We start from the raw sequence: 12,051 nt of genomic DNA on the forward strand, positions 1-12,051 counted from the left end.
CAGGAGTTGACCCGATGACCACCATGACCGCACCGCGCACGAAGTCCGTCTACTCGCCGCTGGAATTGTTCGACACCGCCCGCTTGCTCGAACACGACGAACGTGAGATCGCGGCCACTGTAAGGAAATTCGTCGACACCGAACTGCGACCCAACATCGAGGGCTGGTTCGAGTCGGCCACGCTGCCCCGTGAGCTCGGCCGCCGCTTCGGCCAGCTCGGCGTGCTGGGCATGCATCTGCAGGGTTACGGCTGCGCCGGCACCAACGCCGTCGGCTACGGACTGGCCTGCCTGGAGCTGGAGGCCGGCGACAGCGGCTTCCGCAGCTTCGTCTCGGTGCAGGGCTCGCTGTCGATGTTCTCGATCTACCGCTACGGTTCCGAGGAGCAGAAGAACGAGTGGCTGCCGCGGCTGGCCTCGGGTGAGGCCATCGGGTGCTTCGGCCTGACCGAACCTGACTTCGGCTCCAATCCCGCCGGCATGCGCACCCGCGCCCGGCGTGACGGCGCCGGAGACAACGCAGACTGGGTGCTCAACGGCACCAAGATGTGGATCACCAACGGCAACCTGGCCGACGTCGCGACCGTGTGGGCGCAGACCGACGAAGGTGTCCGGGGTTTCCTGGTGCCCACCGACACACCAGGATTCACAGCGAACGCGATCCACCGCAAGCTCTCGCTGCGGGCGTCGGTGACCTCGGAGCTGGTGCTCGACAACGTCCGGCTACCCGCGTCGGCGCAGCTGCCGGAGGCTGTCGGGTTGAGCGCTCCGTTGTCCTGCCTGAACGAGGCCCGCTTCGGCATCGTGTTCGGTGCGCTCGGCGCCGCCCGCGACAGCCTGGAGACGACGATCGCCTACGCCCAGACCCGTGACGTCTTCGACAAACCCCTCGCCGGTTACCAGCTGACTCAGGAGAAACTGGCCAACATGAGCGTCGAACTGGGCAAGGGCATGCTGCTGGCCATCCACCTGGGCCGGATCAAGGACGCCGAGGGCGTGCGTCCGGAACAGATCAGCCTCGGCAAGCTCAACAACGTACGCGAGGCGCTGGCCATCGCACGTGAGTGCCGCACAGTGCTGGGCGGCAGCGGCATCACGCTGGAGTACTCGCCACTGCGCCACGCCAACAACCTGGAGTCCGTGCTGACCTACGAGGGCACCTCGGAAATGCACTTGTTGTCCATCGGCAAGGCGCTGACCGGCCACGCGGCATTCCGCTCATGACGGCATCGGTACGGCATCTGATCGGCGGCCACTGGATCGACGGAAGGGGTCAGTCGCTGCTGAGTGTGAACCCCGCCCGCCCGGATGTCGTCGTGGCCGAGGGCAGTTGCGCCGTGGCAGGCGATGTCGACACTGCGGTCGCCGCGGCGGCCGCGGCAAACACATCCTGGGCAGCGACGCCGCTGCACCAGCGGGGCGCGGTGCTGCTGGCCGCGGCGGACCTGGTCGAGCGCAACGCCGAACCGTGGGGGCTCGAGCTCGCCGTCGAGGAGGGCAAGACGCGGGTCGAAGGCGTCGGCGAAGTGCGCCGGGCCGCCCAGATCCTGCGCTATTACGGCAACGAGGGCGACCGGCAGGCCGGCGAGATCTTCGCCTCACCCCGCGCCGGTGAACAGATTCTCATCACCCGCAAGCCACTGGGCGTCGTCGGCGTCATCACCCCGTTCAACTTCCCGATCGCGATCCCGGCATGGAAGATCGCACCGGCGCTGGTCTACGGCAACACCGTGCTGTGGAAGCCGGCGAGTACCGTTCCGCTGCTGGCGATCCGACTCGCGGAGGCGCTCACCGACGCCGGCCTGCCGCCGGGTGTGCTCAACCTCCTGATCGGCGACTCGGACATCGGCGAAGCGTTGGTCGACCATCCCGGCCTGGACGGGATCACCTTCACCGGGTCCACCGTTGTGGGACGTCGGATCGCGGCCGCGGCCGCGGCCCGAGGTGTGCCGGCACAGGCGGAGATGGGCGGCAAGAACGCCGCCGTGGTGCTCGACGACGCCGACATCGACCTCGCGGTGGAGCAGGTGATGCTGGGCGCGTTCCGGTCCACCGGCCAGAAGTGCACGGCCACTTCGCGTCTGATCGTGACGGCCGGAATCGCCGACCGCTTCCGGGACGCGTTGCTCGCGCGCGCCCGGGAGCTGCGTGTGGGCGACCCTGTCGACGACGCGACACAGATGGGACCGGTGGTGAGCGCCGCGGCCCAGCAGTCCATCTCGGCCGGCGTCGACGCGGCTGTCGACCAGGGCGCCACGGTGCTCACCGGCGGCCGGCCCTATACCGAGGGCATGCTGGCCCATGGCTACTTCGTCGCGCCGACGATCCTCGAACTCGACGGCGCCCACGCCGACGTCTGGACCGACGAGCTGTTCGGGCCGGTGCTGGCCATCCGGCGCGCCGCCGACGCCGACGAGGCGTTCGCGCTGGCCGATGACAGCGAGTTCGGGCTCTCTGCAGCGGTTTTCACCCAGGACCTGACCCGCGCCCTGCAGGCCGTCGATCAGATCGATGTCGGGGTGCTGCACGTCAACTCGGAGTCGGCGGGCGCCGACCCCCATGTCCCGTTCGGCGGGGCGAAGAAGAGTGGGCTCGGCCCCAAGGAGCAGGGCCCGGCCGCGCGCGATTTCTTCACCCACACCACCACCGTGTATCTGCGTGGCGGCAGGGCAGGTTCGTGACCGGCGCCCTCGACGGCGTCGTCGTCGTCGACTTCAGCCGCGTGCTGGCCGGCCCGTACGCGACGATGATGCTGGGTGACTTCGGCGCCGAGGTCATCAAGGTGGAGCGGCCGGGCACCGGCGACGACACCAGGCAGTGGGGACCGCCCTACGATGCCTCCGGCGTGGCCACGTATTTCAACGCCGTCAACCGCAACAAGCGCTCCGTGGTGCTCGATCTGTCCTCCCCCGACGGGCAGCAGGCGGCCCGCGACCTGGTCGCCGGGGCGGACGTCGTCGTGGAGAATTTCCGGCCCGGCACCATGGAGAGACTCGGGCTGGGCTACCAGGATCTGCGTGCGATCCGCCCCGATGTGATTTATTGCGCCATCACCGGTTTCGGCCGCGGCGGCGGGGCGTCCCTGCCCGGGTATGACCTGCTGGTGCAGGCCGTCGGCGGCTTGATGAGCGTGACAGGCACCGGTGAGGACCCCACCAAGGCGGGCGTGGCGCTGGTCGACGTGTTGGCCGGGCTGCACGCGCTGAGCGGGATTCTGGCCGCGCTGGCCCACCGCGGCCGCACCGGTGAGGGGCAACGCGTGGACACCGATCTGTTCTCCGTTCTGTTGTCGTCGATGGTCAACCAGGCATCCGGCTTCCTGGGTGCCGGCGTGGTTCCGACCATGATGGGTAACCGGCATCCCAGCATCGCGCCGTATCAGACGTTCGACACCGCGGACCGTCCGATCGCGGTGGCCGTCGGCAACGACAAGCAGTTCACCGCGTTCAGCGCTGCGATCGGCATGCCCGAACTAGCCCGGGATGCGCGCTTCGTCACCAACCCGGACCGAGTGGCCCACCGGGATGTGTTGTGCACGTTGATCGAACCGGCCTTGAAGGCGCACGGCGCCGACCACTGGTACCACACGCTGACCAAGCTGGGCGTGCCGGCCGGCCCGATCAACGATCTGGCCGAGGCGTTCGCGTTCGCCGAGAGCCTGGGCATCGACGCGACGGTGCAGGTGCCGGGCAGCCCGGCGCCTCAGGTCGCCAACCCGATCACGATGTCTGCCACCCCGGTCACCTACCGCAGTGGACCGCCGGCGCTGGGGGCGGACGGCTCTGCAACAACTGCCGGGCCTTGACCGCCAGCCACAGCCGGGTGCGCGAATCCGCCGAGCTCAGATCGTCGCCGAGCAGCACGCGGATGCGCCGCATCCGATTGCGCATCGTGTGCCGGTGAATGCGCAGTTCGGCGGCTGCGGCCTCGGTCTGACCGTTGTGCCTCAGGTAGACCGCCAAGGTCCGGATCAGGTCGCCGTCCTGGCCCTCGAGGGAATCGAGATCACCTGAGAGCATCCGTAATTCGGATGGGCTGCGTCCGTCGAGAAGGAATCCGAGTGGCCCGAGGTCGCCGAATGAGGTGAAACTGCCCGTGCCGGACTGTGCGGCCATGCGGGCCTGCTGCAGGCCGGCGCCGATGTCGGTGAGCAGCACCGGCCGGCTGGCTCCCCCGCCGGGTGACGGCACGAGTCCGGCGAGCACTGTGTCGATACGGTCCCGGCTTCCGTTGACGGGTAGGACGATCGCGATGTCGGCTCCGCTCGCGGTCATCAGGTAGGGGCCGGTCCCGGCGAGCGAGCGGCCCAGGCTGTCCTCGGCGGCCAGCACAGGTCCCACACCGTCGAGCACCACCACGGTCACCTCGTCGGCGGGGTCGAAGCCGAAGTACCGCAGCACGCCGTCGTCGACGGTGCCGTGCCCGGCCAGCAGCTCCCGCGTCACCGCCGAGCGCAGACGTTGTTCGGCATCGACCACACGGGCCGGCTTCTCCAACGCGAGGGAGATCAGCGAAACCGCGTGGGCGACGAGCAGGCGTTCGGTATCCGACAGCGGGGCGACGGTGCGCACCACGAGATGCCCGCGGACGGCCTGACCGGCGCGCAGCCTCTGGATGGTCAGCAGCGCGTCACCGTCGGACACCACGGCCGCGGCCCGGCAGCCGCCGCGTGTGGCCGACTCCGCCAGCGCCGAGATGAGCCGTTGGTCGCCGGTCCCGCCGGTGGCGAGCACACGTCCGTCCGCGCCGACCGCGACGACGACAGAGGACAGGCATTCGGCCAGCGTGCCGACCACGCCGGGGATACCTCCGCGCAGCGTCGCCCGCGCCAGCACCTCCTGCCGGTCGACGACGTGCTGTACGGCGCGGAGCTGGTCGGCCTTCACGGCGTCGATGACGACGCGGGCGATCGCGATGAACGGCGTCGACGCCGGCACCCGCAAGACCGGAACACCGTGTGCGTCTCCGGCAGCGAGCACACCGGAGGGAACCTCCGAGAGCGTGGTGCCGGTGTCCACCGCCAACGCCGAGACACCGGCCGCGGCCAGCCGCGCAACGTAGGCTGCCTGCGCCCCGGTGTCGACGCCGATGTTGATGCCGGTGGTCATCACGAGTTCACCGCCGCTCAGATACGGTGTCGGATCGGCCAACTCGATTGCATGGGCCCAGGCGATGTCGCGCGTGGCGCCTTGCCGGCCCGCGACCAGCATCAGGCCGAGATGGTCGACCTGACACAGGTTCCGTGCGGTGATCACCCCTGCGACGCCGCCGCGGCGGCACCGGTCAGTCGGGAGCGCTCCGCGGCCGTGGTGTCTCGGGAGCGCTCCGCGGCCGTGGTGTCTCGGGAGCGCTCCGCGGCCGTGGTGTCTCGGGAGCGCTCCGCGGCCGTGACGAACGCGGCGAACAGCCGCATCCGGTCTTCTTCCGGCCCGTCGTCGTCCTCGGGGTGCCACTGCACGCCCAGGTAGAACTTGTCGGGATCCTCGACCCCCTCGGTGATGCCGTCGAGCGCACGGGCTGCGACCACGAGACCGCGGCCGAGCGTGTCCACCGCCTGATGGTGTCCGGATCGTCCGGTCACCCGCTCGGTGCCCAGGATCGACGCCAGCCGGGTGCCCGGCATGATGTCGATCGGTTCGTCGACGAACTCCGGTTCGCCCGGCGCGCCGTGATGCAGCGCGTAATCGACGATGTCACCGATGACGGTGCCACCGCGGGCGACGTTGAGCAATTGGGAGCCGCGGCAGATACCGAAGATCGGTCGACCAGCCGCCTCGGCCGCGGCGATCGCGGCGAACGCATCGCGGTCGGCACGTGCGTCCACCCCGTAGGACTTCGGGTGCTGCGCCGCCCCGCCGTAGCAGGACGCGTCGATGTCGCCACCGCCGAGCAGCAGCAGACCGTCGAAATTCGCAGCGGCAGCCGGGTTTTCCAGCGGGACAGTGGTGTCCCAGAGCTCGAAACCGGCACCGAGGTCGACGAGAGTGTTCAGCGCCACGCGGGTGAAGCGCCGGATCAGCGCGACGTCCTCGGCGCTGATTTCGGGGTAGTTCAGCGACGCGAGGACGCAGACGTGGGCGCGCGGCTTCTCCGGGGCGGGACGCTCCGGGGCGACATCCTGCGGGCGCACCCGGTCGACGGCGGTCATGTGCTGGAGTCCTTTCGTTTGCGGGCGCGGTCCACCAGATCGGCGAACAGGGCCGCGTCGGTGACGGAGTCGGCGTGGCGGTCCTCAGGGTGCCACTGGACCGCCACGATATCCGCGCGGCGGTGCTCGACGGCCTCGATGACACCATCGGCGGCCAGAGCGGAGACGGTCAAACCGGGGGCAAGCCGGTCGATGGCCTGGTGATGATAGGACGAGACGTCGATGGTCTGTACGCCCACGATCGCGTGCAGCCGCGATCCCCGTTTGACATGCACATGGTGAATCGCGTTGTGATGCAAGGTTTCTGTCTCGACAACGTGCTGGGTCAGGGTGCCGCCGAGGGCGACGTTGAGGACCTGCATGCCCCGGCAGATCGCCAGGGCGGGCATGTCGAGATCGATCACCGCCCGGGTGACGCCGAGGTCGAAGTCGTCCTGGAACGCCACCGCGCCCGTGGTCTCGGGTGCCGGTTCGGCCCCGTACCGGCTCGGTTCGACGTCGGCGCCGCCGGGCAGCAGCACCCCGTCGAAGCGCCTCAGCCGCCGCGGCAGCTCGGTCAGCGGGTCGGCGGCAGGCCCGTGCAGGATCACCGGTTCGCCACCGGCGGCCCACACCGCCTCGCAGATGGCCTCCGCGGCGAGAGTCGCCGAGAAGCGCAGAATCGGCACCTGCGCAGCCCGGCGTCCCACCACCGCCACCAACGGTCGGGTCACTCAGTCCCCTGCGAACGGGTAGTCGAGCGTCGGCAACCATTCCTCCCAGACTTTGCGCAGCCGCCCGGACTCGATGAGCCGGTCCAGCGCCCCGTCGAGCTCGGCAAGGGTGTCGGGACGGTCCTTGGCCACCGCGATGCCCCACCGGTTGCCGGTCGGCACCGTGAACGCCAGCTCGTAGTCGGGGTGGGTGGCACCCAGCGGGACGAAGACGACATCGTCGTCGACCACGGCGTCCACCTCGCCGGCCGACAGCGCGGCCAGCATGTCGGCATACACATCGTCTGACCCCGCACCGAACGCGACCGGCTCAGCCCCGGAGAACGTCTGGGCCAGCGCCATGTTGGTGCTGTTCTCGATCGCAGCGACCCTGCAGCCCACCAGGTCCTCCGGCGCGTGGATGCCGGAGCCGCGCCGAACCAGCACACCCTCGTGGAAGATCGCATACGGACGGGTGAAGTCGACCTGCTCCTGCCGCGCGGCCGTGATGCCCTGCCCGCACAGCACCGCGTCGGCGTCGCCGCGCTGCACCGCCGGGATCATGTCGACCCACGGCACCCTGACCCATTCGATCGGCCGGCCGAGTTCGGCCCCGAGGATCTCGGCGACGCCCGGTTCGTAACCTTTCCGTCCGGCTTCCGGGGTCCACAGCGAGAACAGCGGCGGCGCCTCGGCGTCGAGGCAGGCCAGCCTCAGCGCGTCCGAAGCCCCGGTCACGGTGCGTCATTCCAATACATCTCGCGCTCCCATTCGGTCACGTGTCCACAGAAACGAGCCCACTCATCGGCGTGGAAGTCGACGAGCAATGCTGACAACTCCGGTCCGAACGCCTGGTTCAGCACCTCGTCGGCGCGGAAGGCCCCGATCGCCTCACCGAGCGTCAGCGGCAGCGCCGGGAACCGGCCGTCGACGGGGGCGTCGTAGGACGAACCCTGGGTGGGCTGTCCGGGGTCGGTGGCATTCTTCATGCCGTCCTCGCACGCGGCGAGGATCACCGCATGCGACAGGTACGGGTTGACGGCGGCGTCGGGCAGCTTGTACTCGAGGCGGCCGACAGCCGAGAGCCGGACCGTGCAGGTCTTGTTGTCCAGACCCCAGTTGATCCGCGAGGGAGCGAATTGTCCGGCATCCCAGTACCGTTTGTACGAGTTCACCGTGGAGCCGTTGATCAGCATGGCACCCGCGGAGTGTGCCAGCAGCCCGCCGAGCGCGTGCCGTCCGAGTTCGGACAGATGCAGTTCGGTGATGCCGGGCTCGGCGAGCACGTTGACGTCGTCGCGCCACAGGCTGAAGTTGTGGTGGCATCCGTTGCCCATCATGCCGGTGGCCGGCTTGGGCATGAAACTGGCGTGGATGCCGAGTTCGCGGGCCACCTGTTTGCAGATCTGCCGGTAGGTGGTGAGCCGGTCCGCGGTGAGATCGGCGCGGTCGTACATGAAGTTGAGTTCGACCTGGAACTCGTCCTCGTAGTCGCCTTCGATCATGTCCAGTCCGAGCGCCTGGGCGTACTCGACGACCTTCTTCACGATCGGCCGATTCCGTTCGAGATGCTCGATGTGGTAGGCCGGGCTGGAGCCGGGGCGGAACTGGGCCTCCAGTCCGTCGCCCTGCCAGGTCATCTCGGGTTCGCAGCCGGTGCGCAGTTCCAGACCGGTCCGGTCGGTGAAGCCGGTGAGCATCCGGCGCAGCAGTCCTCTGGTGTCGCAGGCGAATTCGGCGCCGGCGCGGTCGGAGAGGTGATCCGGTTCGTAGAGGCGGCAGAACACGCGGGCGAAGCTGGTGTCCCACGGAAGCACCGCGAACGTGTCCAGGTCCGGGACGGCGGTGTATTCCGGAGCGTTGACCCCGCCGGCCAGGAGTATGCCCTCGCGGGTCCCTTGCAGGTTCGCGATCGCGGTCTGGTGCTGCTGCACGCCGCGGATCGCGAGACGCTCGAAATGCCGCGCAGGAGCGACCTTGCCGACCACCCGACCGGTGATGGTGATCGCCTGGAAGTACACGTACTCGACGCCGCGGTCGGCGATGGTGGACAGCGCGGCGGTGAGTTCCGGGCTGCCGGCGTTCGCCTCGCGGTGCAGGTCAAGGGGTGTGATGGTCATGGCCGCTCATTCCTTGATGGAGATGGCTTGCGCGGGGCAGACATCGGCGGCGTCTTCGACGTAGCTGCGCTGTGAATCGTCGGGATTTCCCTCGTATTCCAGGTTTCCGTCGTCGTTGAGCCAGAAGACCGCAGGTGCGGCGATGGCGCACTGGCCGTGGTCCTGACACTTGGCGAGATCTACGGTGACGTGCATTTCGGCGTTCCTTTCAGTGGGCGGGCGTGAAGCCGATGGGCAGCGTGATCGGACCGGTGTTGCCCGAGTCGGGCAACCAGGTCGCGCCGGGCAGTTCGTGCGGGTCGAGCAACCGGCGGGCCAGCAGCGGCAACGCCTCGCTCATGTCGGACCGGGCGACGAAATGTCCGAGGCAATGGTGGGCCCCACCTCCGAACCCGAAGTGCGGCTTGCGTTCTGCGGTGATATCGAAACCCGGTTCGAACACGCGGGGGTCGGTGCCGGCAGACTCACTGTAGAGGTGCACGGTGGTGCCTGCAGTCAGCGTGACGCCTTCGTATTCGAAGTCTTCCAGCACCTCGCGGGTGACCCATCGCACCGTCGGGTTGACCCGCATGACCTCCTCGACGGCCTTGCCGCCGAGATCGGGCCGTGCGGCCAGCAGTCGCCACTGGTCGGGGTGGGCCATGAAGGTCTGCATCGCCAGGCCGAGCTGATTCCTGGTGGTGTCGAAGCCACCGAAGATCAACAGCACCATGGCATCTCGCAGCTCGGTGTCACTGAGCCGGCCGTCCTCGGGCCGCGATGCATTGACCAGCGTGGTGACGAAGTCGTCGCGCGGGTTGACCCTCCGGTCGGCGATGAGCCCGTCGCAGTACTCGTAGAGCGTGCTCAGCGCGGCCTCGATCCTGGGCAGATCCTCGCGGATCGTGACCCCGAGAGCCAGGCCGATCGTGGCCGATTCGGTGGAGATGACCTTCCACTCACCCTCGGGGATGCCCAGCATGATCGCAATGACCCGGGCCGCATAGGGCTCGGCGAACTCACTGACGAACTCACAGCGATCGGGTTCGGCGAAACCGTCGATGAGTTCGGTGGCCAGCGCCTGGAAGCGCGGCACCAGGTTACCGATCAGCTTGTTGGAGAACGCGGGATTCATCAGGCGGCGCAGCCGGTGGTGCTCGTCGCCCTCCTTGTTGAGGATCCAGCTGGCGAACCAGTCCGCGAACGGCCCTTCGGTCACACCGTTGTGGGCCGGCCACGCAGCGCTGCCCTGCCGCAGCTTGGGATGCTTGAGCAGCCGGTTGACCTGCTCGTAGCGGAGCACCGCGAGACCGTATTCGGTGGTGGCGTACCAGCTGCGCTCCCGGGCGGCATGCACCTCGTCCGAGGTGATCGAAAACGCCGGATCGGACACCTCGAAGCTGGGAACGGAATTCAGAGTGGTCGACGTCATCAGTGCTACCTCCGCGAGTGCGACCGAATGGTCACTAAATACTCTAGAAGTAGATGCTTAATGTCAACGGGTTGACGAAGGTTTCTCGTTAAAAGTCGGTAACGCGGCGTTAAGCCTGCGAATCGGGCCCCGCGGCATCCGTTTCGGGCCACCCGATGGCGACGACCCAACCCGTCCCGAGTGGCATTTCCGCGACCTGGCGGAACCCTGCAGGATCCGCCGTCGTGCCGGCCACGGGCATCGCCGGCAACCGGGATCCGACCAACCAGCGAGACGTGTTGGCGGCGATGACGCGGCGCTCGGCGTTGACGACGACCGCGTCCTCATCGGTCTGGCGCAGCACCTCCACCAGTTTGCGCTCCACCTCGCCGACCACCAGATCGGCGCCCGCGACTCCGAGGAAAGTTCCGTCGGCGACAACAGGAATCGTGGCGGTGATCGTGTACATGTCGGATCCGCTGTAGTCGACGTAAGGCCCGTACGCGACGCGCGCCTGCCCTCGCTTGGCCAGCTGATACCAATCCATCTGCAGATAGTCGTAGACGTCGATGCTCGTCGGGTCGAAGTTGAGCCGCAGCCGTGCCACCCGGTCGTTGTTGCGTTGCCACCACGCCAGATAGCGCTCAAAACCGTCGACGACGAACGGTGCGGCGATGAACCCCATGCCCCACACGGCGAACTCGTCGCGCAATCGTTCGGCGAGGCGGCGCTGCAAGCCGCTGAAATGCGCCTCGGTGAGGGCGGCGCGCGGCGGGCGGCTCCGCACCACCTCGTCGGCGATCTCCCCGAGCATCTCGTACAGCGGCTCCAACGACCGCGATGCGTCCTCGGCCAGGCGGCGGGCCAGCGATGTCGAGGTCATGACCCTTCCCCCGTGGCGGTGAGGTCGAGGTTCACCTGGGTCAGCCGGGCGAGCTGACCCATCACATGGGCCTCGGCCAACCTGCGCGCTTCCTCGGCATTCTCGGCGGCCACCGCCGCGGCGATGGCGTGCTGCTCCTCGACGTGGGCGGCGACGTCGATCTGCTGCCCGACCGGCAGCCACACCAACCCGGCCGCCTCGGCCTGCAGGTTGGCCTCCCGTCGCGCCAACCGTGAGGACTGCGAGGCGATCGCGACCTGAATATGGAAACGACTGTCGGCACGGATGCGGTCGCCCAGGGTGGCCGCGGCGCCGAGCTGGTCGGTCAGCGCGAACAGCCGGCGCACCGCATAGGGCGCCGCGCGTTCTGCCGCGAGCCGGGCCGCCTGCCCGGATATCGCGGTGTGCTCGTCGAACAGATCCCGGATGTCCGAGGCGCTCATGGCCGCCAGCCGCGCCGTCAGCTTGTCCACCGGAGGCCCCGCCGGGCGCCGCACGAAGGATCCGCCGCTGCGCCCACGGCGGGTCTCGACCAGCTCCTGTTCACGCAGTGTCGCCAGGGCCTCTCGCACGGTCATCGGCGCCACCCCGAACTGGGCGGCCAGGTCGACCTCCACCGGAAGTCGTTCACCGTCGTCGAGCAGCCCCAGGTGGATGGCTTCGGTGATCCGCTGGACGATCTCGTCGGCACGGCCCACCGGCGCCTCGGCGGCAACGAGCGGCGACAACGACGACACCGGCGCTCCTTTCCCGCACATCCGGTAGGTCCGACGACGGAAACCTACCCGATTTTCGACAAATTCTTCCGTTCCTGTTGCC

Annotated in this window: 12 protein-coding genes; 3 read left to right on the forward strand and 9 right to left on the reverse strand. The window is 68.6% G+C overall.

Going from position 1 to position 12,051, the window contains the following annotated elements; all coding sequences use genetic code 11:
* The first annotated feature begins 14 nt into the window (after positions 1 to 14).
* The 3 genes from ACTWP6_RS11325 to ACTWP6_RS11335 are packed head-to-tail and all read left to right on the forward strand — an operon-like array spanning position 15 to position 3,804.
* Positions 15 to 1,223, forward strand: a complete 1,209-nt coding sequence (locus ACTWP6_RS11325; protein ID WP_396884203.1) for an acyl-CoA dehydrogenase family protein — start codon at positions 15 to 17, stop codon at positions 1,221 to 1,223.
* Entirely contained in the window at positions 1,220 to 2,680 is a 1,461-nt protein-coding gene (locus tag ACTWP6_RS11330) for an aldehyde dehydrogenase family protein (RefSeq protein ID WP_260751112.1), read from the forward strand. The genes ACTWP6_RS11325 and ACTWP6_RS11330 overlap by 4 nt, the downstream gene beginning before the upstream one ends.
* Complete coding sequence (locus tag ACTWP6_RS11335) at positions 2,677 to 3,804, forward strand: CaiB/BaiF CoA transferase family protein (protein ID WP_260751111.1); 1,128 nt, start codon at positions 2,677 to 2,679, stop codon at positions 3,802 to 3,804. Before ACTWP6_RS11330 ends, ACTWP6_RS11335 begins: the two co-directional genes overlap by 4 nt.
* On the opposite strand, the gene ACTWP6_RS11340 is transcribed toward ACTWP6_RS11335, so the two are convergent.
* The 9 genes from ACTWP6_RS11340 to ACTWP6_RS11380 all read right to left on the reverse strand — a co-directional run bounded on the left by ACTWP6_RS11340 (position 3,740) and on the right by ACTWP6_RS11380 (position 11,969).
* Positions 3,740 to 5,254, reverse strand: coding sequence for a PucR family transcriptional regulator (locus ACTWP6_RS11340; protein WP_443187706.1), 1,515 nt, complete (start codon positions 5,252 to 5,254; stop codon positions 3,740 to 3,742). The genes ACTWP6_RS11335 and ACTWP6_RS11340 overlap by 65 nt on opposite strands.
* The gene (locus ACTWP6_RS11345) at positions 5,251 to 6,147 is read right to left on the reverse strand and encodes a gamma-glutamyl-gamma-aminobutyrate hydrolase family protein (protein ID WP_443187707.1); all 897 of its coding nucleotides are present in this window, start codon (positions 6,145 to 6,147) and stop codon (positions 5,251 to 5,253) included. Before ACTWP6_RS11345 ends, ACTWP6_RS11340 begins: the two co-directional genes overlap by 4 nt.
* The gene (locus ACTWP6_RS11350) at positions 6,144 to 6,860 is read right to left on the reverse strand and encodes a gamma-glutamyl-gamma-aminobutyrate hydrolase family protein (protein WP_260751109.1); all 717 of its coding nucleotides are present in this window, start codon (positions 6,858 to 6,860) and stop codon (positions 6,144 to 6,146) included. Before ACTWP6_RS11350 ends, ACTWP6_RS11345 begins: the two co-directional genes overlap by 4 nt.
* Positions 6,861 to 7,577: an ABC transporter substrate-binding protein gene (locus tag ACTWP6_RS11355; protein ID WP_260751108.1), complete on the reverse strand. Its 717-nt coding sequence runs from the start codon at positions 7,575 to 7,577 to the stop codon at positions 6,861 to 6,863. It abuts the gene before it with no gap.
* Positions 7,574 to 8,959: a glutamine synthetase family protein gene (locus ACTWP6_RS11360; protein WP_443187708.1), complete on the reverse strand. Its 1,386-nt coding sequence runs from the start codon at positions 8,957 to 8,959 to the stop codon at positions 7,574 to 7,576. Before ACTWP6_RS11360 ends, ACTWP6_RS11355 begins: the two co-directional genes overlap by 4 nt.
* A 6-nt stretch (positions 8,960 to 8,965) precedes the next feature.
* Positions 8,966 to 9,154 (reverse strand): ferredoxin, encoded by a 189-nt coding sequence (locus ACTWP6_RS11365; protein ID WP_260751105.1) that lies wholly within the window; start codon positions 9,152 to 9,154, stop codon positions 8,966 to 8,968.
* Between the two features lie 13 nt (positions 9,155 to 9,167).
* Entirely contained in the window at positions 9,168 to 10,370 is a 1,203-nt protein-coding gene (locus ACTWP6_RS11370) for a cytochrome P450 (RefSeq protein WP_443187709.1), read from the reverse strand.
* A 109-nt stretch (positions 10,371 to 10,479) separates the two neighbouring features.
* Entirely contained in the window at positions 10,480 to 11,232 is a 753-nt protein-coding gene (locus tag ACTWP6_RS11375) for a PDC sensor domain-containing protein (RefSeq protein WP_443187710.1), read from the reverse strand.
* A complete protein-coding gene (locus ACTWP6_RS11380; RefSeq protein WP_260751102.1) occupies positions 11,229 to 11,969 on the reverse strand; it encodes a FadR/GntR family transcriptional regulator in 741 nt (246 codons plus the stop codon). The genes ACTWP6_RS11375 and ACTWP6_RS11380 overlap by 4 nt, the downstream gene beginning before the upstream one ends.
* Positions 11,970 to 12,051: the final 82 nt, after the last annotated feature.

Origin of the sequence: Mycobacterium sp. 4D054, from assembly GCF_052245755.1 — a bacterium.
GTDB lineage: Bacteria > Actinomycetota > Actinomycetes > Mycobacteriales > Mycobacteriaceae > Mycobacterium.

What these genes read in the sequence shown, in the direction of transcription:
- ACTWP6_RS11325 (WP_396884203.1), top strand. Translation starts at nt 15, where the DNA reads ATGACCACCATGACCGCACCGCGCACGAAGTCCGTCTACTCGCCGCTG.
- ACTWP6_RS11330 (WP_260751112.1), top strand. Translation starts at nt 1,220, where the DNA reads ATGACGGCATCGGTACGGCATCTGATCGGCGGCCACTGGATCGACGGA.
- ACTWP6_RS11345 (WP_443187707.1), bottom strand. Translation starts at nt 6,147, where the DNA reads ATGACCGCCGTCGACCGGGTGCGCCCGCAGGATGTCGCCCCGGAGCGT.
- ACTWP6_RS11360 (WP_443187708.1), bottom strand. Translation starts at nt 8,959, where the DNA reads ATGACCATCACACCCCTTGACCTGCACCGCGAGGCGAACGCCGGCAGC.
- ACTWP6_RS11365 (WP_260751105.1), bottom strand. Translation starts at nt 9,154, where the DNA reads ATGCACGTCACCGTAGATCTCGCCAAGTGTCAGGACCACGGCCAGTGC.
- ACTWP6_RS11370 (WP_443187709.1), bottom strand. Translation starts at nt 10,370, where the DNA reads ATGACGTCGACCACTCTGAATTCCGTTCCCAGCTTCGAGGTGTCCGAT.
- ACTWP6_RS11375 (WP_443187710.1), bottom strand. Translation starts at nt 11,232, where the DNA reads ATGACCTCGACATCGCTGGCCCGCCGCCTGGCCGAGGACGCATCGCGG.